This window comes from Streptomyces spirodelae (genome assembly GCF_017676385.1).
Lineage (GTDB): Bacteria > Actinomycetota > Actinomycetes > Streptomycetales > Streptomycetaceae > Streptomyces > Streptomyces spirodelae.
This window is the reverse complement of the sequence record NZ_JAFFZN010000005.1, coordinates 178,385-200,933: the sequence shown is the minus strand read 5'-3', so window position 1 is coordinate 200,933 and position 22,549 is coordinate 178,385. Positions and strand designations below refer to the sequence as shown.

Annotated in this window: 16 protein-coding genes; 12 read left to right on the top strand and 4 right to left on the bottom strand. The window is 66.3% G+C overall.

Annotated features, from left to right (window positions below):
- The first annotated feature begins 70 nt into the window (after nt 1-70).
- Nucleotides 71-2,803 carry an aconitate hydratase AcnA gene (gene acnA, locus JW592_RS08415; protein ID WP_209264291.1) on the top strand — a complete coding sequence of 911 codons (2,733 nt, stop codon included), beginning with the start codon at nt 71-73 and terminating at the stop codon, nt 2,801-2,803.
- Nucleotides 2,804-2,891: 88 nt separating this feature from the next.
- On the opposite strand, the gene JW592_RS08410 is transcribed toward acnA, so the two are convergent.
- The 4 genes from JW592_RS08410 to JW592_RS08395 form a co-directional block, all read right to left on the bottom strand.
- Complete coding sequence (locus tag JW592_RS08410) at nt 2,892-3,518, bottom strand: hypothetical protein (RefSeq protein ID WP_209264290.1); 627 nt, start codon at nt 3,516-3,518, stop codon at nt 2,892-2,894.
- Nucleotides 3,487-5,727 carry a hypothetical protein gene (locus JW592_RS08405; RefSeq protein ID WP_209264289.1) on the bottom strand — a complete coding sequence of 747 codons (2,241 nt, stop codon included), beginning with the start codon at nt 5,725-5,727 and terminating at the stop codon, nt 3,487-3,489. Before JW592_RS08405 ends, JW592_RS08410 begins: the two co-directional genes overlap by 32 nt.
- Before the next feature lie 9 nt (nt 5,728-5,736).
- Nucleotides 5,737-6,225: a hypothetical protein gene (locus JW592_RS08400; protein ID WP_209264288.1), complete on the bottom strand. Its 489-nt coding sequence runs from the start codon at nt 6,223-6,225 to the stop codon at nt 5,737-5,739.
- A gap of 210 nt (nt 6,226-6,435) precedes the next feature.
- A complete protein-coding gene (locus tag JW592_RS08395; RefSeq protein ID WP_307805331.1) occupies nt 6,436-9,762 on the bottom strand; it encodes a GH92 family glycosyl hydrolase in 3,327 nt (1,108 codons plus the stop codon).
- A gap of 378 nt (nt 9,763-10,140) precedes the next feature.
- Between JW592_RS08395 and JW592_RS08390 the strand changes: the two genes are divergently transcribed.
- The 11 genes from JW592_RS08390 (at nt 10,141) to JW592_RS08340 (ending at nt 22,516) form a co-directional block, all read left to right on the top strand.
- Nucleotides 10,141-10,392 carry a hypothetical protein gene (locus JW592_RS08390; RefSeq protein WP_209264287.1) on the top strand — a complete coding sequence of 84 codons (252 nt, stop codon included), beginning with the start codon at nt 10,141-10,143 and terminating at the stop codon, nt 10,390-10,392.
- 26 nt (nt 10,393-10,418) lie between these two features.
- The gene (gene ngcE / locus JW592_RS08385) at nt 10,419-11,843 is read left to right on the top strand and encodes an N-acetylglucosamine/diacetylchitobiose ABC transporter substrate-binding protein (protein WP_209264286.1); all 1,425 of its coding nucleotides are present in this window, start codon (nt 10,419-10,421) and stop codon (nt 11,841-11,843) included.
- Between the two features lie 43 nt (nt 11,844-11,886).
- A complete protein-coding gene (locus tag JW592_RS08380) occupies nt 11,887-12,939 on the top strand; it encodes a carbohydrate ABC transporter permease (RefSeq protein ID WP_307805330.1) in 1,053 nt (350 codons plus the stop codon).
- An 18-nt stretch (nt 12,940-12,957) separates the two neighbouring features.
- Nucleotides 12,958-13,911: a carbohydrate ABC transporter permease gene (locus JW592_RS08375; RefSeq protein WP_209264285.1), complete on the top strand. Its 954-nt coding sequence runs from the start codon at nt 12,958-12,960 to the stop codon at nt 13,909-13,911.
- Between the two features lie 255 nt (nt 13,912-14,166).
- The gene (locus tag JW592_RS08370) at nt 14,167-15,426 is read left to right on the top strand and encodes an extracellular solute-binding protein (protein WP_209264284.1); all 1,260 of its coding nucleotides are present in this window, start codon (nt 14,167-14,169) and stop codon (nt 15,424-15,426) included.
- 232 nt (nt 15,427-15,658) lie between these two features.
- A complete protein-coding gene (locus tag JW592_RS08365; RefSeq protein ID WP_209264283.1) occupies nt 15,659-16,561 on the top strand; it encodes a carbohydrate ABC transporter permease in 903 nt (300 codons plus the stop codon).
- Complete coding sequence (locus tag JW592_RS08360) at nt 16,561-17,463, top strand: carbohydrate ABC transporter permease (protein WP_209264282.1); 903 nt, start codon at nt 16,561-16,563, stop codon at nt 17,461-17,463. Before JW592_RS08365 ends, JW592_RS08360 begins: the two co-directional genes overlap by 1 nt.
- A gap of 268 nt (nt 17,464-17,731) precedes the next feature.
- Nucleotides 17,732-18,919, top strand: a complete 1,188-nt coding sequence (locus JW592_RS08355) for an ROK family transcriptional regulator (RefSeq protein WP_209264358.1) — start codon at nt 17,732-17,734, stop codon at nt 18,917-18,919.
- Between the two features lie 285 nt (nt 18,920-19,204).
- Nucleotides 19,205-20,317: a substrate-binding domain-containing protein gene (locus JW592_RS08350; RefSeq protein WP_209264281.1), complete on the top strand. Its 1,113-nt coding sequence runs from the start codon at nt 19,205-19,207 to the stop codon at nt 20,315-20,317.
- 67 nt (nt 20,318-20,384) lie between these two features.
- A complete protein-coding gene (locus JW592_RS08345; protein WP_209264280.1) occupies nt 20,385-21,191 on the top strand; it encodes an ATP-binding cassette domain-containing protein in 807 nt (268 codons plus the stop codon).
- Nucleotides 21,188-22,516, top strand: a complete 1,329-nt coding sequence (locus JW592_RS08340) for a sugar ABC transporter permease (RefSeq protein ID WP_209264279.1) — start codon at nt 21,188-21,190, stop codon at nt 22,514-22,516. Before JW592_RS08345 ends, JW592_RS08340 begins: the two co-directional genes overlap by 4 nt.
- The last annotated feature ends 33 nt before the right edge of the window (nt 22,517-22,549 follow it).

Sequence of the window (22,549 nt, the reverse complement as noted above, 5' to 3'; positions counted from 1 at the left end):
ACCTAACTCGTGTCCCGCTCACCATAGCGCACCGGCGGCCGATGCACTCAAGGCACTGAAGGAGACTGTCGTGTCGGCGAACAGCTTCGACGCCCGCAGCACGCTGCAGGTGGGCGACGAGTCGTACGAAATCTTCAAGCTGGACAAAGTAGAGGGTTCAGCGCGGCTGCCCTACAGCCTGAAGGTCCTGCTGGAGAACCTGCTCCGTACCGAAGACGGCGCCAACATCACCGCCGACCACATCCGCGCGCTCGGCAACTGGGACCCCAAGGCGCAGCCCAGCCAGGAGATCCAGTTCACCCCGGCCCGGGTGATCATGCAGGACTTCACGGGCGTGCCCTGTGTCGTGGACCTGGCGACCATGCGCGAGGCCGTCAAGGAGCTGGGCGGTGACGCCAACCGGATCAACCCGCTGGCCCCTGCCGAGCTGGTCATCGACCACTCCGTGATCGCCGACACCTTCGGCACCTCCGACGCGTTCAAGAAGAACGTCGAGCTGGAGTACGGCCGCAACCGCGAGCGCTACCAGTTCCTGCGCTGGGGCCAGACCGCCTTCGACGAGTTCAAGGTCGTCCCGCCCGGCACCGGCATCGTCCACCAGGTCAACATCGAGCACCTGGCCCGCACCGTCATGGTCCGGAACGGCCAGGCCTACCCCGACACCCTGGTCGGCACCGACTCGCACACCACCATGGTCAACGGCCTCGGCGTCCTGGGCTGGGGTGTCGGCGGCATCGAGGCGGAGGCCGCGATGCTGGGCCAGCCCGTCTCGATGCTCATCCCGCGGGTCGTCGGCTTCAAGCTCACCGGCGAGCTGCCCACCGGCACCACGGCCACCGACCTGGTGCTCACCATCACCGAGATGCTGCGCAAGCACGGTGTCGTCGGCAAGTTCGTGGAGTTCTACGGCGAGGGTGTCGGCGCCGTGCCGCTCGCCAACCGCGCCACGATCGGCAACATGTCGCCCGAGTTCGGATCCACCGCGGCGATCTTCCCGATCGACGGGGAGACCATCAGCTACCTCAAGCTGACCGGCCGCAGCGCCGAGCAGCTCGCGCTGGTCGAGTCGTACGCCAAGGAGCAGGGCCTGTGGCACGACCCGGCCCAGGAGCCGGAGTACAGCGAGTACCTGGAGCTGGACCTCTCGACGGTCGTCCCGTCCATCTCGGGCCCCAAGCGCCCGCAGGACCGCATCGCGCTCGCCGACGCCGCGCACAAGTTCGGCCAGGACGTCGTCAACTACGTCTCCGAGGCCGACACCGACGAGGCGGGCAAGGAGTCCTTCCCGGCCTCCGACGCGCCGGCTGTCTCCAACGGCGTGCCCAGCAAGCCGGTGCAGGTCACCAGCCCCGACGGCGTCACCTACGAGCTCGACCACGGCGCCGTCGCCGTCGCGGCCATCACCTCCTGCACCAACACCTCCAACCCGTACGTCATGGTCGGGGCCGCGCTGCTGGCCAAGAAGGCGGTGGAGAAGGGCCTGACCCGCAAGCCCTGGGTCAAGACCACCCTGGCCCCCGGCTCCCAGGTCGTCATGGACTACTACGACCGCGCCGGTCTCACCCCGTACCTGGACAAGCTGGGCTTCAACCTCGTCGGCTACGGCTGCACCACCTGCATCGGCAACTCGGGCCCGCTGCCGGACGAGGTCTCCAAGGCCGTCAACGACAACGACCTGGCCGTCGTCTCCGTGCTGTCCGGCAACCGCAACTTCGAGGGCCGGATCAACCCCGACGTCAAGATGAACTACCTGGCGTCGCCGCCGCTGGTGGTCGCCTACGCCATCGCCGGCTCGATGAAGGTGGACATCACCACCGAGGCGCTCGGCACCGACCAGGACGGCAACCCGGTCCACCTGTCCGACCTGTGGCCCTCCGAGCAGGAGGTCGAGGAGGTCGTCGCCTCCTGCATCGGCCAGGAGATGTTCACCAAGGACTACGCCGACGTCTTCGCCGGCGACGCCCAGTGGCAGGCCCTCCCCGTCCCCACCGGCAACACCTTCGAGTGGGACGCCGAGTCCACCTATGTGCGCAGGCCCCCGTACTTCGAGGGCATGGGCATGGACCCGGCCCCGGTCGAGGACATCTCCGGCGCCCGCGTACTGGCCAAGCTGGGCGACTCGGTCACCACCGACCACATCTCCCCGGCCGGTGCCATCAAGGCCGACACCCCGGCGGGCAAGTACCTGACCGAGCACGGTGTCGAGCGCCGCGACTTCAACAGCTACGGCTCGCGCCGCGGCAACCACGAGGTCATGATCCGCGGCACCTTCGCCAACATCCGGCTGCGCAACCAGATCGCGCCGGGCACCGAGGGCGGCTTCACCCGGGACTTCACCCGGGAGAACGAAGAGGGCGGGGCCCCGGTCTCCTTCATCTACGACGCCGCGCAGAACTACCAGGCGCAGGGCACCCCGCTGGTCATCCTCGCGGGCAAGGAGTACGGCTCCGGCTCCTCCCGTGACTGGGCGGCCAAGGGCACCGCGCTGCTGGGCGTGCGCGCCGTCATCGCCGAGTCCTACGAGCGCATCCACCGCTCGAACCTCATCGGCATGGGCGTCCTGCCGCTCCAGTTCCCGACCGGCGGCTCCGCGCTCGACCTCGGGCTGACCGGCGAGGAGACCTTCTCCATCACCGGCATCACCGCGCTCAACGACGGCAGCATCCCGGAGTCGGTGAAGGTGACCACGGACACCGGCGTCGAGTTCGACGCCACCGTCCGCATCGACACCCCCGGCGAGGCCGACTACTACCGCAACGGCGGCATCCTCCAGTACGTGCTGCGTTCGCTGATCCGCGACTGAGCCCGTACGGGCGAAATGCCCACCACGAAGGGCCGCACCCCGCGAGGGGTGCGGCCCCTTTGCGATTCCGGGCGTCGTCCCCGCGCCGTTATTTCGGCGTTGCCGAACTGCCCTTCGTGGGCTTCTCCTGGCACGGAAGCTGCTTTTTCAACTCCTTGGTGAAGGGGATGATGAAGTCTTTCATAGCCTTTTTGCTTTCTTCCCGGCCCTCGGGCTCGTGATAGGCCGTGATGCGGACAACATATGTGTCGGCCGGCACCGACTTGCTCTTGCCACTCTTCCCCGGAGAGGTTCGCAGGTTGAAGCGTGCTTTCGGATTAAAACACGAGAAATGAGCCGCAGCTTCCCTCTCGCCGACGATGTACTTCCCGCCCTGTAGACGAGTGGGGAACCTTAGGTGATAGCCTCCGACAGACTCCCGCCGTGTCCAGGAGCCGCTGAATTGCAGCTGCCTTTCTCCGTCCACACTCAGGGTGCAGGTGCCTTCCTCCTCGGTGTGCCGGAACCAGTCGTTCTCGGAGAGGTTCTTCCCGCCTGGCAGGAACGGCTTGATCGATTCTGGGGCCACCTTCATTCCACACAAGTCGTGAGGTACCCGGTACTCGCGCTTGGTCTCACCGCATCCTGACACGAGCAGAATGGTCAAAAAGCCCGTACCAACCACTCGAACGGTCCTCGCGGTATCAATCACCAGAGCGTCGCACTTTGTTGTCATAGCCGTTTTCCCTGACCTGTTCACCGTGGTCGTATCCGTCGGCCGTCTCGTTTGAGATGTCTCTCGCGAAGTCCGTCGCGTTGACCCCTGGTGGATAGCCGGCGTTGCGCGCCGCATATTGAGCCCAGCGGCCTGCCTGCTCCCGCGTCTCGAAGGACACCGTGGCGCCGCTGCTCGCGTCGTCTTCCAAGGTGTGCTTCTGCTGACTCTCCACCGCCGAGTCGATCACTTGCTCGGTTATGCCGGTGATGAGGTCGCCCCCGACGGGTACTCTTTCCGCAGCTGCCCCTACGGGAAGTCCAACGATTTGTTTGATTATTTCGCCACGCTTCTCGAGTTCTTCGTTGAACTTCTTTTCGGCTTCCTGGCCTTCCGTGATCACCGCATCGTGCCGGGCTGAACCGAGTATTCCCTCGAGTGTGCCCGAATTCCGCGCCACCTGCCGCATATTATCTTCTGGGGAGCCACTGAAATGATCGGGCTGCCGTGATACCTCACGCATGAGATCGGCTTGGTACCGTTGTGCGCCCAAAGTCGCTTCTGCATGTCCCTCAGGATGTCTGCCCAGGGCGTCCAGGAACCTGATGGAAGCCTGCGTGTCGAAGTCTCTGGTATGAGCAGTTATGAACAAATCGCTGTTCACTTTGCCGTCCGCGCCAGCCACTGCCTTGTTGATCTCCGGCATATATTCGCCTGCGATCTTTCCCATGCTGTCGCTGATGTCGCGAGAGACGAACTCATGATTCTTGTCCACAGTTCTGATCAACTTGTCCACGATGCTTGCACGCGAGTCTGTGTGCGGATTCCCGCCCACCGCAGGCTCGTCGTACGGGTTTCCAATCGTGGCGGACTCGAGAGCATGGCCCAGGGCATCCTTGCCGCTCAGCACCTGCTCTCCGCGAACGGGCGATGTGCCGTCGTTGTTCCAGTGGTAGTCCTCGCGGGTCAACTCATCCAGATACGAGTAATCGATGGACTTATTCGGATCAATCTTTCCGTTTTCGTCGTACGCAGACACCGGTTTCACACCGGGATCCTTTGAGAAGAACGCCTCCGAAGCTTCCGGGCTGTGCCCGAGCGCTTCCAGCACACTGGTCACCGGGTCGTAGCCCGAGTTCTTCTTCCCGTTCGGGTCGAGTCCGAACTGCGCGTCCGGACCGAAGGGTGTTTTCCAGTAGCCCGTGGGGTGATCGTGCTGCAGTTGCACGACATGTTCGGCGATGGGGGTGAGAAATTTTTTGTCGTAGTTCCCGTAGCGGAGGATGCCCCCCAGGAGTTGGTAACCTTTTGGCTGGAAGCCCAGCGCGTCGATACGGATATCTTTCGTGCCGAGGCGCCGGAATGCGGGTCCCCAGTTCAAGTAGCCCTTGTGGTCGGGGTCTGTCGCAGTGGCAAGAGTCGGCCCTAAGTACCGTTGAAGGTCCTGCACGGCGTCGAGTCGAGCCTTACCTGAGGCGCCGGTCCCGTCAATCGACATCCTGGCGTAGTATTCGAGGGTTTCCTTCGGTCCGCCGAGACCTTTGAAGAAAGCGTGACTGAAGGACGGGTCATCCTTATTGTATTTGAGGATTTCTGCGAGCTTGCGGAGCTCCTTGTTGCTCGCCTCTGCCCCCTTCCGTGTGATCTCAAGCGCCCGTTTGGCTTTGTAGGCGTCAATTGACCCATTCTTGGCGAAATTATGGGGGTCACCGCCATGGATCTTGGCGAGGATTCCTGCCGTATAGGAGTCCCGACTGTTGGCTCGGGCCACCAGCGCGGCGAGTTCTTCGCCGAGGGTCTGGAGTTCCTTCCGCCGTTTCTCCGAGATCACCTCGTTCTGGTGGCCAGGCTGGGGCGGGTACTTGCAGATGATCTGCCCGTCCTTGCCGTCCGAGATCTCAATTCCCTTACGGCGGGCGTCATCGACCTTGGTCTGCAATTCGTCCTGGATCGACTTCAGCGCGCGGTACGCGTCACTCAACTCTTTGTGCAGATCCTTGGCTTCAGTGTGGGCGTCCGTGATTTCATCGGCGATCGCCTTGATGAAGGGACGGGTTACGTCCGCGTTGACGCCTGCCCATTCCGCCTTGTTTGCTTTCTTGAGCATGCCGTCGTGCGCTTCAGTGGAAACCTCTTCCAACTTGCCGACCATGGTGTTCCACTGTCCGATGGCCGACTTCAAGGGGCCGAGATCGACCTGATAGACGTTGCGCCAGGTGAGTCGGGGCATATTGAGCGCCTACTTGATCCATTTATAAATCGCGGAAGTGGAGACTGGTTTTCCGTCTCGAGAGGTCAGGGATGCGGCAATGTCTGCGTCCTCCTTGGAATGCAGATCCTTGGTGTAGTCCAGGTGGTTGGAGATGCGGGCACAACCCTGCTGCAGAGTTTTACGTTGGGTGTTCCAGATCTTTACCGCGGTCTTGAGTGCCGCACCGATTTGAAATTCGTGGTCTTCGAGCTCTCGCGCGGCTCGGTCCGTGGTGCTGCGCCCGGAACCATCGAGTCCCTTTCCGTCGATGTCCGCACACTTCTGAAGCTTGCGATGCAGCTCGTAGGCGTCTTTGCCGACGGCCCCCAAATCATCTCGCTTCACAGCGAGATCGGGGACGTACCCGCCCTTCGGGGACTGGCGATTCTCCGCGTTGTATCCGTTGAGTTGCATATGGGGCGATGACTTGCTTTGCGCGTCGGACTTGAGGCTCGCCCACTCTTTATCGAACGACATTTCCCCCCTCGCGCTGTTCGCCTGGTCACAGGTCGACAGCGGTCGCATCTACGCAACAGATTGTATGCGAGGTGTCACAGAAGGGTGCAGTCTTGACTGTAGCGGTCGCGTATTTACCCAAGGGCGAAGTGGCATTCCGGGCAAATAGGGTTATTTCGGTCGTTGGAAGTGAAGGGAGCCCACGCACTGCTGCGACGGGTTCGTGTGTCCTCACCGTTTACCCAAGAGCTCCAGCTCCGCCAGGCGGGCTCCCGGCCGGGTGGGGACCAGGCGGTAGGTGCGGTAGCGGGCGGGGTGGGGGAGGGTGAAGACCCGGGTCTGCTTGTCCCAGCGGAACGTCTCGTCCGTGCGGCGGTCCACGGTGCGCCACCGCTTGCCGTCCCGCGAGCCCTCCAGCCGCCAGCTGCCGGGGGCCTTCGTACGGTCGTCGGAGGTGAGGGTGTACGAGGTGACGCGGGCGCCCTCGTGCACAGGGACCGGGTCGGGGTCGGTGGTGACGTCGGCGGCCGTGGTGGAGGTGTTGTCCAGCAGCGGGGAGCCGCCGGGCTCGCTGACGTCGGCCTCCGGTGAGGGCACCTTGTCGTCGTGGGTGAGGGAGGAGGGTGCGCTGCCACGTCCGGAGCCCCACTTCGACGGCTTCGGCCCCATGGTGAACTCCAGGGTGCCGCCCTTGGCCAGCAGCTTGTGCGGCAGCGCGGTGGAGCGCCACGCCTTGCCGTTGACCTTCAGCCCTTGTACGTAGACGTTCCGTGCGCTGTTCTTCGGCGCCTTGACCACCAGGTCCCGGCCGCCTTCCAGATGGACGGTGGCCTTGGTGAACAGCGGGGAGCCGACCGCGTATTCGGGGGAGCCCATCACCAGCGGGTAGAAGCCCAGCGCGCTGAAGACGTACCAGGCCGACATCTCCCCGTTGTCCTCGTCGCCGGGGTAGCCCTGGCCGATCTCGCTGCCTACGTAGAGCCGGGAGAGCACTTCGCGGACCTTGGCCTGCGTCTTCCACGGCTGGCCTGCCGCGTCGTACATATACGCGATGTGGTGCGACGGCTGGTTGCTGTGCCCGTACATGCCCATCCGCACGTCGCGGGCCTCGGTCATCTCATGGATGACGCCGCCATAGCTGCCCGCGTACTTCTCCTCGCCGGTCTCGGGCGTACCGAAGTAGCGATCCAGCTTCTTGGCGAGGGCGCGACGTCCGCCGTAGAGGTTGGCCAGGCCCTTGGTGTCCTGAGGCGCGGTGAAGGCGAAGTTCCAGCCGTTGGTCTCGGTGTAGTCGTAGCCCCACACCCGCGGGTCGTAGGCGTCGGGTGCGAGCCGCCAGGAGCCGTCGCGGTCGCGGCCCTGGAAGAAGCCGACCTTCTCGTCGAAGAGACGGACGTAGCCGCGGGCGCGCTGGAGGAAGTAGGCGGACTCCTCCTTGTAGCGCTTCTTCCCGGTCTTCTTGTGGAGCGCCTTGCCCAGCTGCGCGATGCCGAAGTCGTTGAGATAGCCCTCCAGCGCCCAGGACATGCCCTCCTTGGTGTCGGTGCTGGTGTAGCCCAGGAAGGGGGAGGTGGCCATGCCCTTGCGGCCCACGCCGGGGTCGGGCGGTGCCACGGTGGCGTTCTTGACGGCGGCCTCGTAGGCGGCTTCCGCGTCGAAGTCGACACCCTTGAGGTACGCGTCGGCGAAGGCGACATCGGAGGAGGTACCGGTCATCAGATCGGCGTAGCCGGGTGAGGACCAGCGGGAGATCCAGCCGCCGTCCTTGTACTGCTGTACGAACCCGTCGGCCATCCGGCCCGCCTGCCGGGGCGTGAGGAGGGAGTACGCGGGCCAGGTGGTGCGATAGGTGTCCCAGAAGCCGTTGTTGACGTACACCTCGCCCTCGACGATCTTCGACCCGGTCTCGGTGGGGGTGTCCGGCTTCTCGGCGGGGGAGAAGGGGCTGGCGTACCGGACTCTCCCGCGGACCCGCTCATGGCCTGCGTTGGGGTACAGGTAGAGCCGGTAGAGGTTGGAGTAGAGCGTGGTGAGCTGGTCAGGGGTGGCGCCCTCGACCTCGACGACACCCAGCAGATCGTCCCAGCGCTGCTGCGCCCGCTTCTCGACCTGCGCGAAGGAGCGGCCGGCCGGGATCTCGGCACGCAGATTGGCCTTCGCCTGTTCGACGCTGATCAGCGAGGTGGCTGTCCGCATGGTGACGGTGCGGTCGGCGCCGGGGTCGAAGCGCAGATAGCCGGCGGCGTCCTTGCTGCCGCCGCCCGCCAGCTTGCTCCCGCCGGTGACCGGCGCGTCGAACTCGGCGTAGACGAACATCCGGGTCGCCCCGGCCGACAGCCCGCTCCTGACGTCGGACCAGCCGTGGACGACGCCCCTGCCGGTGTCGAGAGCGAGCCCGGCGTTGTCGTCGACGTTGTCGAAGAGCAGCGCGGCGTCCTTCTGCGGGAAGGTGAAGCGCATCATCGCGGCGTGGTCGGTCGGGGTGACCTCGGCTCGCAGCCCGTTGGTGAAGGTGACCCCGTAGTAGTGCGGCCTGGCCGTCTCCTCGGAGTGCCGGAAGGGCAGCGCGCGGGCCGTCCGCGAGACATCCGGGGTCCCCTTCGCCGCGGACGGCATGACCTGGAACGTCTGCCGGTCGCCCATCCACGGGCTCGGTTCATGGCTCGCGCTGAGGGCCTGCAGCGTCGGCAGGTTGTCGGCGTTGTTCCTGCGCGCGTACTCGTACAGCCAGTCCTTGGCGCCCGCGTTGGTGACCGGCGTCCAGAAGTTGAAGCCGTGCGGAACCGCCGTGGCGGGGAAGTTGTTGCCGCGCGAGAACGAGCCGCTCGAATTGGTGCCCCGGGTGGTGACGACGTGGTCGGACAGGTGCGCCTTCGGCTCGGCCGGCCGCTGCGGGGCGAGGCGGACGTCGTCGAGCCAGCCGCGGAAGGCGCGGGTGCCGCTCACCGGTCCGGCCGGAGCGTCGTAACCGAGCAGCACCCTGTCCACGGTCCTGCCCTCGGCGACGCGCCCGATCGCGGCCACGACGTTGTTCCACTGGTTGACGTACAGCGTCTTGGCCGCGCCCTGCGCGGCCGGGTTCAGGCGATTGCCGTGCTGGTCGGCGGCGTGCAGCTCGCTGAGGTGGCTGCCGTCGGTGAAGACGAGGTCGACGGCCACGTGGGTGGCGGTGTAGGAGTGGTCGTCCCCGGTCATCTCCGGGAAGAGCCGGTAGGAGAGCACGGTGTCGCGGGTGACCGTGACATCGACGTCGAAGACCTTGTTGTACGCGTACCCACGGCCCGGCACCGTGTGCTCACCCGCGAAGCGCAGGGCGTGCGTGCCGGTGAAGCCCGCCCGGGTCTTGGCCGTGGGCGAGGAGTGGGGCCCGCTGCCGGTGCGGGTGGCCAGGCCCGGCTTCCCGTCGGCGGTGACACCGTCGGCACGGGGCCTGCCGTCGGGGTCGGTCTCCACGGTGTCGTTCCAGTCGGGCGCCGGGGTGTCCGGCTCGAACGACGACGCGAACCGCGTACCGCGCGGGCCCGTGCCCGGGTCGGGTGCCGCCGTCGCGGTCGTCACCTGCGCGGTGCAGGTGACAAGTAAGGCGAGCACCACGGCGAACGCCCATCGACGGGCCCGCTGGGCGGAGATCGCCCGCCCGCCCGGTCTCGCTCGCCCCGCAGACAGCCTGCCCTTGCCGGCCCTGCGCCTGTGGCGGCGCCCCCACGAGCCACCACCCACCCGCAGTCCGCGGATCACCGCCAACGGCACCCCCGCGCCGGAGAGGACCGAGGCCGAGCGGCTCATTGCGGCGAGGGCCTCGCGGGCGGACCGGGGACAGGACGGCAGGGGGCTGCGGCGCACGCGGACCTCTCAAACAGGCCGACAACGTTGTCAGATTGTGGATTTCAGCGACCAGTAACGTACGTAAACGCCCTGGTGTCAAGGGAGTTGGAGATGTCGGAAGAAGTGGAAATCCGCACAGGTCTCAACTCGGGAAAGATGGCGGGCCGGAACGTTCTCGATCTTGCCCAGGTGGCGAAGAGTGGACTATACCTGTCCCACCTTGAACGGTACCCGCGCGCGGGCGCCGCTTCACTGGCGCACCATCCGCAAGATCCGTACCACCGCACCACCCAGCTTGCACTGACCCGCGGTGTCGGGCCCTTCGCCGGTGGCGAGTTGACGGGAGACCGGTACACCGCCTGAGTCCTGGAGAAGGCGAGGACTTGAGCATGGGAACCAACAGCGTCAACCGTCGCGATGTCGTCAAGGCCACCGCGGCCGGACTGCTCGCCGTGCCGGCCCTCGGCTCGCTGACGTCCTGCGCCACCGGTGGCGGCGACGACAAGAAGGCCGAGAAGGGCAAGAAGTCGGCCGAGAACCCGCTCTCCGTCAAAAAAGACGCCGCTTTGCAGGTCTACGTCTTCAACGGCGGATACGACGACAAGTACGCGCGCTTCGTCAGCGACATGTACGAGAAGCAGTATCCCAAGGCGGAGCTCGACCAGAAGAAGACCGAGCGAATCGCCACTCAGGTTCAGCCGCGGATCATCAAGGGCGACCCGCCGGACGTGGTCAACAACTCCGGCGCCGAGATGATGTCCATCTCCAAGCTCGTCAAGAACAAGCAGGTCAGCGATGTGACCGAACTGCTCGACGCACCGAGTTGGGACGACCCGGACGTCAAGGTGCGCGACACTCTGGTGCCCGGCGTCCTGGAGATGGGCCAGTTCGGCAGCGACGCCTGCTATCAGCTCAACATCGCCCAGACCGTCTACGGCATCTGGTACTCGGACACGATGCTCCGCGAGAAGCTGGAGACCGCGTACCCGAAGACCTGGGACGACATGCTGGCCCTCTGCAAGAAGGCCAAGAAGAAGGGGCTGCACGGCTGGACGTACCCGGCGGGCCACCCCCGCTACATGTTCTTCAGCATGTACGCCATGTTCGGCCAGGCGGGCGGCCGCAAGCAGCTGGACGCCTTCGACTACCTGGAGCCGAACGCCTGGAAGACCGACGCGGTCAAGCAGGTCTTCGAAGCCTACGAGGAACTGCTCGCCAAGAAGTACGTGCTGACCGGTTTCGACGGCAAGAACGCCCATATCGAGGCGCAGACCGCCTGGACGAAGGGCAAGGCCGTCTTCATTCCGGACGGCTCCTGGGTGGAGAACGAGGCGAAGGACACCACGCCCAAGGATTTCGAGATGCGGGTCGGTGCGACGCCCTCTCTCGACAAGGGCGACGCGATGCCCTTCGGCACCCTCTACGCGCCGCCCGGCGAGCCGTACATCATCCCGGCCAAGGCTTCGAACCGGCAGGGCGGCCTGGAGTGGATGCGGATGATGTACAGCAAGAAGGCCGCGGTGAACCTCTTCCGTGAGGTCTCTTCGATGCCCGTGGTCAAGGGCGCCATCGACGGTATGAAACTGCCGCCTGGCGTGAACAGCGCGCAGCAGGCGGTCAAGGCCGCCGGCGACAACATCGTGATCGCGTTCTTCAAGGAGTGGTACGCCGATCTGTGGCGGGTGGACTTCGACGCGGTCATCGGGAAGTTCATGAACGGCGAGACCTCGGTGAAGGAGGCCACGAGCGCGATGCAGAAGGCTGCCGACCGCACCGCCAAGGACCCCGACGTCACGAAGATCAAGAAGTCCTGAGCGGACGGGGTGGCGGCGGAGCCCCGGGGAGAATCGGAGCGGCGTGAAGACTGAGACACGGCCGGCCACGGGCGGGCAGACGAGCGGGAAGCGGCCTTCCGGGCGAGCACGGACGAGCAGCCAGTTGGCCTTCGCGATGGCCGTCGTCCTGCCGCCCCGGTTCACCCCGGAGCGGGTGCGCAACGACCGCAGATACCGCACGCTGGACAAATACCGGTTCATCGTGGGCTTTCTGGCCCTGCCGCTGCTCTTCTACGCGGTCTTCGTCATCTCCCCGTTCCTGCAGGCGATCTACTACTCGTTCACGGACTGGGCGGGCGGCACCACGGCGAATTTCGTCGGCGGCGACAACTACGTGAAGATGTGGAACGACGAGAAGTTCTGGGACTCGCTGCAGTCCAGCCTGCTGCTCCTGGTCGTCGTTCCGCTGATCACCCTGACGCTGGGCATCTTCTTCGCCTACATGATCACCGCAGGTGGACGGCACCGCAGGGGCCGGGCGGTCTCGGGCGTGGCAGGCTCCTCGGTCTACAAGATCGTCTACTTCTTCCCGCAGGTGCTGTCCATCGCGCTGATCGCCGTTGTGTGGCAGCAGGTCTACAGTTCCCGCAGCGGCCTGCTCAACGGTCTGCTCGGCTCCGTGGGCCTGGAGAGCCTGGAGCAGCGCTGGCTGGGCGGCGACTACAAGCTGGCGCTGTTCTCCACCATGGCGGTGATCGCCTGGAGCTTCGTCGGCTTCTACGTGGTGCTCTTCTCGGCTGCGATGGGCGCCATCCCCAAGGACATCTACGAGGCCGCGCTGCTGGACGGCGCCGGGCGCGCGGCCACCTTCTTCCGGGTCACGCTGCCGCTGATCTGGGACACCGTGCGCACCGGCTGGATCTATATGGGCATCCAGGCCCTGGACGCCTTCGCGGTGGTACTCATCATGGTGCCGCCGCACGCGCTGAAGGTGACCCCCGTCTACCTGTACGAGCGGTTCAGGGAGGGCCAGTTCGGCTATGCCACGGCCATCGGCGTGGTGCTCCTCGTGCTGAGCATGATCTTCACGCTGATCGTGATGAGGATCGGACGCCGTGACCAGATCGAGTACTGAGAAGCGGGAAGCGAAGCGATGAGTGCCGAACCGATGCCCACCGACGCCGTCACCGACCAGTCGGCCGACGCCCCGCCCTCCGCAGCTGCCGCGTCCGTCTCCCCGGCCCCCTCCGCGTCCTCGTCCAAGGGGTCCGGGCGCGGCGAGAGCGGGGTGCTGAACGTCTTCTCGCACGCCTTCCTGATCGCGTGGGTCGTCATGGCCGCGGGTCCGCTGGTCTGGGTGGCGCTGACGGCCTTCCGGCCCACGGCGGACTTCCTCAACGACCCGATGGGCCTGCCGACCTCCATCCACTGGCAGAACTTCGCCAACGCCTGGACCGAGGCGAAGATCGGCCGGTACGCGTTCAACTCCCTGATCATCCTGGCGGGCTCGCTGACCGGCACCATGCTGCTGGGCTCGATGGCGGCCTACGTCATCGCCCGCTTCACCTTCCCCGGCAACCGGTTCATCTTCCTGCTGTTCGCGGGCGGCATGATGTTCCCGGTCATCCTGGCGCTGATCCCGCTGTTCACGATCATGGACAACATGTCCCTGCTGGACACCCGCCCTGGCCTGATCATCGCCTACATCGCCTACTCGCTGCCGTTCACCACCTTCTTCCTCACCTCGTTCTTCCGCACCCTGCCCAGCGGGGTGCAGGAGGCGGCGATGATCGACGGGGCCTCGCACACCCGGACGTTCTTCCAGGTGATGCTGCCGATGGCCAAGCCGGGGCTGGTGAGCATCGGGATCTTCAACTTCCTCGGTCAGTGGAACCAGTACCTGCTGCCGCTGCTGCTCAACAACGAGGACGAGAACAACTACGTCCTGCCGCAGGGGCTGGCGGCGTTGACGGTCTCCCAGGGATACGCGGGAGACTGGGGCGCCCTCTTCGCGGGGCTGACCATCGCGATGGTCCCGGTGCTGGTGGTCTATGCCGTCTTCCAGCGTCAGGTGCAGGCGGGGCTGACCGCGGGCGCCCTGAAGTAGGGCGCCGGACATACCCTCGGACGGTCCGCCCGAACCTGCGGTGCCCGGCAGTGATTTCAGGTTGGCCACGAAAGTGGCCTAGACCTGTGCGGCGGAATATGCCGTGAGTAGTCTCTGCGCCGTAGCGGCACGGGGATCACCTCGCCGAGCAGTTCGGGGCTCTCCTCGCCCGACGTTGCCTGGGGGACCGGGTCGCGCCCGGAGTGACGTACCACCTGCGAGCAAGTCGACACCGATGTCGAAGGGTTGAGCAACATGAACAAGAGAGCAGTGGCGGCCGGTGCCGCAGTGCTCGCCATGGCACTGAGCGTCACCGCCTGTGGCGGTGACGACGGGGGCTCCGGGGACAAGAACACCATCAAACTGGTGGCCGCCGACTACGGCGACAAGAAGTCCAACGCCTCCAAGATCTACTGGGACGAGGTCGCCAAGGACTTCGAGAAGAAGCACAAGGACATCAAGGTCGACGTCCAGGTCATCAACTGGAACGACATCGACAAGCAGGTCAAGACGATGATCCAGAGCGGAAACGTTCCGGACCTGCTGCAGACCGGCGGCTACGCCGACAAGGTCGCCGACGACCTGCTCTACAAGGCCGACGACGTGCTCTCGCCCAAGACGAAGCAGAACCTCATCCCCTCCTTCGCCAAGGCCGGCGAGGTGGACGGCACCCAGTACGGCATCCCGTGGGTCTCCTCCTCCCGGGTGCTCTTCTACAACAAGGAGATCTTCAAGAAGGCGGGCGTCAAGAACCCGCCGAAGACCTGGGACGAACTCGCCGACGCGGCGAAGAAGATAAAGAAGTCCAAGGCCGCCGACACCCCCTACGCGCTGCCCCTCGGCCCCGAGGAGGCGCAGGGCGAGATGATGATGTGGGAGCTGGGCAACGGCGGCGGTTACACCGACGGCAGCGGCAAGTACACCATCGACAGCAAGAAGAACGTCGAGACCTTCAAGTGGCTCCAGGACAACCTGGTCAAGCCCGGTCTGACCTACTCCAACCCGGGCACCACCGACCGTAAGGAAGCCTTCGCGGACTTCGCGGCGGGCAAGGTCGGCATGCTCAACGGCCACCCGAGCCTCGTCCAGATGGCCAAGGAGGGCAAGGTCGACTACGGCGTCGTCACCATCCCCGGCAAGGACGGGCCGCTGAAGTCCACGCTCGGCGTCGCCGACTGGATGATGGCGTTCAAGGACGGCGGCAAGCAGAAGCAGATCAAGAAGTTCCTCGACTTCGTGTACTCGAAGAAGATGCTGAAGTTCGACGAGATGTACAACTTCCCGCCGGTCACCCAGGACGCGCTCAAGACGATGCAGTCCAACGGCAAGCACGAGGACCTCAAGCCCTTCTTCGACGAGCTGGAGAACGCGAAGTTCTACCCGCTCGGCGACCCCGCCTGGGACATCGTCTCCGCGGAGATCAAGAAGACCGGTGGCAAGGCGGCCAAGGAGGACCCGAAGAAGGTCCTCGGCGACCTGCAGAAGAAGGCCGAAGAAGCCGCCGCCAACAATTAGGCCCCGAACGTACTGGCTGGGCCGCCATTGATTCCGCCGGACCCTCGCCGTCGTGGCGCGCCGCTGTTGCGGCGGAAAGGGGGTCCGGGGGCTCCGCCTCCGGACCCCCGGCTGCGCTCGCTCTACCGCGCCCCGTCAGGGGCGCGGCACAACACACCCGCAGTCCGCGACGCGCAGTGAGGGGGGCGCACCCCCTCACCGGCAGCACCACCCCGCACCGCAAGGAGACCCCGTGTCATTGAAGGCCCCGCCGGTCCGCCGCACCCGTGGCGGACTGGCCCGGCTCGGCCCGCTTCCCTGGATCGCCCCCGTCGTCCTGCTCATTCTCGCTGTCGTCGTCTGGCCCGTCATCGAGCTGATCAGGACCTCGTTCCTGAACATCAGCATCGCGGGGATCGTGCGGGGCTCGGCCGGCACCGACAAGTACAAGAAGCTCTTCGACGAGACCGACTTCGGGCACGTCCTCCTCTGGACCGTGCTGTGGACGGTCGTGGTCGTCGGCGTGACGATGCTCGTCTCGCTGGGCCTTGCTCAGCTGTTCAACCAGCGCTTCCCGGGCCGCCGCATCACGCGCTGGGCCCTGATCGCGCCGTGGGCCGCCTCGGTGCTGATGACCGCCATCGGCTTCAAGTGGATGCTCAGCCGCACCGCCGGCGTCCTCAACACCGTGATGATCGACCTCGGCCTCATCGACCGGTCCAAGGACTGGCTGGGCTCGGCGGGCACCGCCTGGCCCTGGATGATGTTCGTGGCGGTCTTCGTCTCGCTGCCCTTCACCACCTACACCCTGCTGGCCGGGCTCCAGACGATTCCGGCGGACGTCTACGAGGCCGCGCGGATCGACGGCGCGGGCGCCTGGCAGACGTACCGGGGGATCACGCTGCCGCTGCTGCGGCCGGCGTTCCTGGTCGGCGTGGTCATCAACCTGATCAACGTCTTCAACTCCTTCCCGATCATCTGGGCGATGACGCAGGGCGGCCCGGGCAGTGATACCGCGACGACCACGGTGTTCATGTACAAGCTCAAGGAGACGGACATCGGCGAGTCCGCGGCGATGTCGGTGGTCAACTTCGCGATGGTCGTCGTACTCGTGCTGATCTTCCTGAAGGTCAGCCGGTGGAACGAGGAGGACTGATGGCGACCGCGACACAGACCGCAGGACCCGAGCCGGTCGAGAAGCAGCCCGCCGGAAGTGCTCCGCGCCCGACGCGGACGAAGCGCACTTTCCGGCCGCGCACCCTGGTGATCACCGCGGTCGCCTGGCTGCTCGCCGCGCTGTTCCTGGCGCCCTATCTGGAGATGATCGTCACCGCGCTGCGGCCGGCGGACGAGCTGCGCGACCGTACCTATCTGCCGGACAAGCTGCACTGGTCCAACTTCATCGACGTCTGGAAGGAGTCCTCGCTCGGGGACAACCTCCAGGTGACGCTGTTGATCTCCGGCGGCGCCACGGTACTGGTGCTGCTGGTCTCGCTCCCGGCCGCGTACTACACGGCCCGGATGCGGTTCAGGGGACGCAAGTGGTTCCTGCTGCTGGTGCTGGTCACCCAGATGTTCCAGCCGACCGCGCTGCTGGTGGGTCTGTACCGGGAGTTCCACCAGCTGGACATGCTCAACTCGGTCTGGACGCTGATCCTCACCAACGCGGCGTTCAACCTCGCCTTCGCGGTGTGGATTCTGACCGCCTACATCGGGTCGATCCCGGCCGAGCTGGAGGAGGCGGCGATGGTGGACGGCACCAGCCGCTTCGGAGCGATGATCAGGGTGACGCTGCCGCTGGCGCTGCCCGGCGTCGTCACCGCGGTGATCTTCACCTTCATCACCTCCTGGAACGAGTTCGTGATGGGGCTGACGCTCTCCACCGAACCGGACAAGCAGCCGCTGACCGTCGGGATCAACAACTTCATCGGCGCCTACACGGTGCAGTGGAACTACCTCTTCGCCGCTTCGGTCGTCGCGATCGTGCCGGTGATCGTCCTGTTCGCCTTCATCGAGCGGCACGTGGTCTCCGGACTGACGGCGGGCTCCGTGAAGTGACCGTACGGACGCCTGACAGGTGGCCGGTCCGCTGACAGTCCCGGGCGCCGCCTGACAGGTGCCCCGGGTCCCTGACAGGTCCCGCAGCTCCGACGGGTCCCCGGTCCTCCAGGGCCGGGGACCCACCGCGTTTCCCCCGTTTCCCTCCGTATGATGATCACAAATGAGCGCCGACCGCTTCCAGCCGAGCTCGAAGGGCTTGACGGGAAGAATCGCCGGGGCTCTCCTTAGGGTTCAGATGTTGGAGACAAACGGGGAGTGAACAGTGGTGGAGACTCCGGGGTCGCAGTCCTCGCTGCACCGGGCGAATCTCGAGCGCGTGGTGCGGGCCGTCCGCATGGCCGGCTCGCTCACCCAGGCCGAGATCGCCCGCACCACCGGGCTGTCCGCCGCGACGGTCTCCAATATCGTCCGTGAGCTCAAGGACGCCGGAACCGTGCAGGTCACCCCCACCTCCTCCGGGGGGCGCCGGGCCCGCGCCGTCTCGCTCAGCGCGGACGCCGGGATCGTCGTCGGCGTCGACTTCGGACACTCGCACCTGCGCGTCGCCGTCGGCAACCTGGCGCACACGGTGCTGGCCGAGGACGCCGAGCCGATCGATGTGGACGCCTCGGCCGAGCAGGGCTTCGACCGCGCCGAGCAGCTGGTGCGGCGGCTGGTGGGGGAGAGCGGCATCAGCCCGGCGAAGGTCATCGGCATCGGCCTGGGCGTGCCGGGCCCCATCGACATGGAGACCGGCGTGCTGGGCTCCACCGCCATCCTCCCGGGCTGGGTGGGTACCAATCCCCGCGACGAGCTCGCCGCCAGGATGGGCGTCCCGGTCTACGTCGACAACGACGCCAACCTCGGAGCCCTCGGGGAACAGGTCTGGGGTGCCGGCCACGGGGCCCGCGACCTGGCCTACATCAAGGTCGCCAGCGGTGTCGGCGCCGGGCTGGTGATCAACGGCCAGATCTACCGGGGACCGGGCGGCACCGCGGGGGAGATCGGCCACATCACGCTGGACGAGTCGGGCCCGGTCTGCCGCTGCGGCAACCGCGGCTGCCTGGAGACGTTCACCGCGGCCCGCTATGTGCTGCCACTGCTGCACTCCAGCCATGGCCCGGACCTGACCATGGCCGGGATGGTGCGGCTGGCGGCCGACGGCGACCCGGGCTGCCGACGGGTCGTCGCCGACATCGGCCGGCACATCGGCAGCGGTGTCGCCAGCCTGTGCAACCTCCTCAACCCCTCGCGGGTCGTCCTCGGCGGCGACCTCGTCGACGCGGGGGACCTGGTGCTGGGCCCCGTACGGGACTCGGTGGCGCGGTACGCCATCCCCAGTGCGGCGCGCCAGCTGAAGGTTCTGCCCGGTGAACTCGACAGCCGGGCCGAGGTGCTGGGGGCGCTGGCGCTGGTACTGAACGAGATGGGTGACACCACGCTGGTCGACGCGGCGGCGTCTGCTGTCACCTGACCGTTGCGACGGTGACCCGTTGTTGCGGTCTCGCTTCGCTGCCGGGTGCGGTGCCGCACCCGGTCGGGAGGTGGCCCCCAGGGGAGCGGTTTCCCGCGCCCCTTCGGGGCGCGGCTCCTTCCTGCGAAGGTGGAGGCAGCCTGCTCGGCGCGCTCCTTCGAGGCTTCAACAGATGGCATCGTTGTCTTCTCGTTAAGTATTAGCTTATTGACCGCTGAAGCGCCGACGAGTTGACTTCCCGCTACCTCGGCCGCACCGCCGCGGCCCCGTCAGGGAGGTCTCTCAATGCACGCAGCGCTGCGCGGCATCGTCCTCGGCACCGTCGCTCTCTCGCTAGCTCTCACCACCGCCGCCTGTGGCAGTGCCGATCAGGCGGACGGCAAGGACAAGGACAAGTCCAAGAAAGGGCCGCTGACCATCGGGCTGCTGCTGCCCGAGAATCAGACGGCGCGCTACGAGCGCTTCGACAAGCCGCTGATGGAGAAGAAGATCAAGGAACTGGCGGGCAAGGACACCAAGGTCCTCTACGCCAACGCCAAGCAGGACGCCAACGTCCAGCAGCAGCAGGTCGACACGATGATCGCCAAGAAGGTCGACGCGCTGATCATCGACGCGGTGGACGCCAAGTCCATCTCCAGCTCGGTCAAGAAGGCCGACGACAGCGACATCCCCGTCGTCGCCTACGACCGCCTCGCCGAAGGCCCGATCAAGGCGTACACGTCGGTCGACAACCCCCGGGTCGGCAGGATCCAGGCCAAGTCCCTGCTCGACGAGCTGGGCGACAAGGCCGACAAGGGCAAGATCGTCATGATGAACGGCTCCGTCACCGACCCCAACGCCAAGATGTACAAGCAGGGCGCCCACTCCGTCCTCGACGGCAAGGTGAAGATCGGCAAGGAGTACGACACCAAGGAGTGGAAGCCGGAGAACGCCAACGAGAACATGAAGGGCGCCATCTCCTCCCTCGGCAAGAAGAACATTGTCGGGATCTACTCCGCCAACGACGGCATGGCGGGCGGCATCATCACCGCGCTCAAGCGCGCCGGCTTCGACAAGGACAACCTGCCCCCGGTCACCGGCCAGGACGCCGAGCTCAACGCCGTACAGCGGATTCTGGCCGGCGAGCAGTTCATGAGCGTCTACAAGCCGTACGTCCCCGAGACCTCCGCAGCCGCCGAGTTCGCCGTCGCGCTGGCCCGCGGCGAGTCGCTGGACAAGATCGCCACCTCGAAGACCGACAGCGAGTCCACCGAGGACGTCCCGACGAAGATCGTCACGCCGCTGCCGCTGGTCAAGGAGGACATCAAGAAGTACGTCGGCAAGTCCGGCTTCTTCACGGCCAAGGAGATCTGCACCGCCAAGTTCAAGAAGGCATGCGCCGAGGCGGGCATCAAGTAGACCCGTCAGGCGGCCCGCGCCCCTGCCGCTGCGGCGGCAGGGGGCCGCGGGGCCCCGGGCATAAGGAGTGATTCACGTGTCCGCTACGCCTGTGCTGGCGTTGCGCGGAATCTCCAAGCGGTTCGGCGCCGTCCAGGCGCTTACGGATGTCGAGCTGGAGATCCACCCCGGCGAGGTCGTCGCACTCGTCGGCGACAACGGTGCCGGAAAGTCCACCCTGGTCAAGACCATCGCGGGCGTCGGCCCGGCCGACGAGGGCACCGTGGAATGGGACGGTCGCCCTGTACGGATCGAACGGCCGCACGATGCCCAGCAGTTGGGTATCGCGACCGTCTACCAGGACCTCGCGCTGTGCGACAACCTCGATGTCGTCGGCAACCTCTTCCTCGGCAACGAGATCAAGGCTCGCACGATCCTGAACGAGGTGGAGATGGAGCGCCGCGCCCGCGAGCTGCTCTCCACTCTCTCCATCCGCATACCCAGCGTCCGCGTCCCCGTCGCCTCGCTCTCCGGCGGGCAGCGGCAGACCGTCGCCATCGCCCGCTCGCTGCTCGGCGAGCCCCGCGTCGTCATCCTGGACGAGCCCACCGCGGCCCTCGGTGTCGAGCAGACCGCACAAGTCCTCGACCTGGTGGAGCGGCTCCGGGAGCGGGACCTGGCGGTGCTTCTGATCAGCCACAACATGGCCGACGTACGGGCCGTCAGCGACCGCGTCGCCGTACTGCGCCTCGGTCGCAACAACGGGACCTTCACGGTGAGCGAGACCACCCAGGAGGAGATCGTCTCGGCGATCACCGGTGCCACCGACAACGTCGTCACCCGCCGTAATGCCCGCACCGCTCAGAACGCGTCCACAAAGGAGGTGCAGAAGTGACCACCGGCACCCCCACAGAAGGTACGCCGACCGACGGCACACCCGTGGACGTCACGAAGACCCCGGACGGCACGAGCGACGGGGCGGCGGCCCCGGAGGCGCCCGCCGCCACCGTCGACCCCCGGCTGCTGGTGCGCCAGCAGGGCTTCGCCGGCTATCTGGAGGATCTGCTGCGCCGGCTGCGCACCGGTGAGCTGGGCTCCATCCCGGTCATCGTCGGCCTGCTGGTCATCGGCGTGGTCTTCCAGCTCCAGGACTCGGCGTTCCTGAGTGCGAACAACCTCAGCAACCTGTTCGTGCAGAGCGCGGGCACCGGGCTGATCGCCGTCGGTATCGTCTTCGTCCTGATCCTCGGCGAGATCGACCTGTCGGTCGGCTCGGTCAGCGGTATGTCCGCCGCCGTGCTGGCCGTCCTCAACATCAACCACGGGATGAACGAGGTCCTCGCGGTCCTCCTCGCCATCCTCACCGGTATGGCGGCCGGTGCCGTGCACGGCTTCTTCTTCGCCAGAATCGGCGTCCCGGCCTTCGTGGTCACCCTGGCGGGCCTGCTGGGCTGGAACGGTCTGATGCTCCAGATCCTCGGCCCCAGCGGCACCATCAACCTCGATGACGACGGTGTGGTGGCGCATCTCACCAACTACTACTTCTCGGACAAGGCGGCGGCCATGGGCCTGGCCACCGTCTGTGTGGTGGCCTTCCTCGGCTTCTCCCTGCTGGACCAGCGCCGACGCAAGGCGGCGGACGTGCCCAGCCGCCCGCTCAGCGAGATCCTGCTGCGTACGGCGGTGCTGGCGATACCCGCGTACGCCGCAGCGGCCGTCTTCAACTCCTACAAGGGGTTGCCGATGGCTGTGGTGATCTTCCTGGGGGTGGTGGTCCTCGGTGACTTCGTGCTGCGCCGCACCAGCTACGGCCGCCAGGTCTTCGCGGTCGGCGGCAGCAGTGAGGCCGCCGGGCGGGCCGGGATCAACGTGCCCATGGTGCGGATCACCGTCTATGCCATCGCGGGGACGATGGCGGCCGTCGGCGGACTGTTCTTCGCGTCACAGATCAACGCGGCCAACCAGTCCTCCGGCGCCGGAAGCCTGCTGATGAACTGCATCGCGGCAGCCGTCATCGGCGGTACCAGCCTCTTCGGCGGCCGGGGCAAGACCTGGTCCGCGCTGCTGGGCGCGCTGGTCATCCAGTCGATCAACTCCGGCATGGCGCTGCTGGGCACCGGCTCGGCGCTCCGCGACATGATCACCGGCGCGGTCCTGCTGGCGGCCGTCGTGATCGACTCCGTCTCCCGCAGGACGCAGAAAACGGCAGGCCGGGCGTAGCGCGCTGAGTCGGCGCAGCGCGCAGCCGCGCAG

Coding starts and splice junctions, on each gene's coding strand:
- JW592_RS08400 (WP_209264288.1), bottom strand. CDS start 6,225: ATGTCGTTCGATAAAGAGTGGGCGAGCCTCAAGTCCGACGCGCAAAGC.
- ngcE (WP_209264286.1), top strand. CDS start 10,419: ATGGGAACCAACAGCGTCAACCGTCGCGATGTCGTCAAGGCCACCGCG.
- JW592_RS08410 (WP_209264290.1), bottom strand. CDS start 3,518: ATGACAACAAAGTGCGACGCTCTGGTGATTGATACCGCGAGGACCGTT.
- JW592_RS08390 (WP_209264287.1), top strand. CDS start 10,141: ATGTCGGAAGAAGTGGAAATCCGCACAGGTCTCAACTCGGGAAAGATG.
- JW592_RS08375 (WP_209264285.1), top strand. CDS start 12,958: ATGAGTGCCGAACCGATGCCCACCGACGCCGTCACCGACCAGTCGGCC.
- JW592_RS08350 (WP_209264281.1), top strand. CDS start 19,205: ATGCACGCAGCGCTGCGCGGCATCGTCCTCGGCACCGTCGCTCTCTCG.
- JW592_RS08405 (WP_209264289.1), bottom strand. CDS start 5,727: ATGCCCCGACTCACCTGGCGCAACGTCTATCAGGTCGATCTCGGCCCC.
- JW592_RS08360 (WP_209264282.1), top strand. CDS start 16,561: ATGGCGACCGCGACACAGACCGCAGGACCCGAGCCGGTCGAGAAGCAG.
- JW592_RS08370 (WP_209264284.1), top strand. CDS start 14,167: ATGAACAAGAGAGCAGTGGCGGCCGGTGCCGCAGTGCTCGCCATGGCA.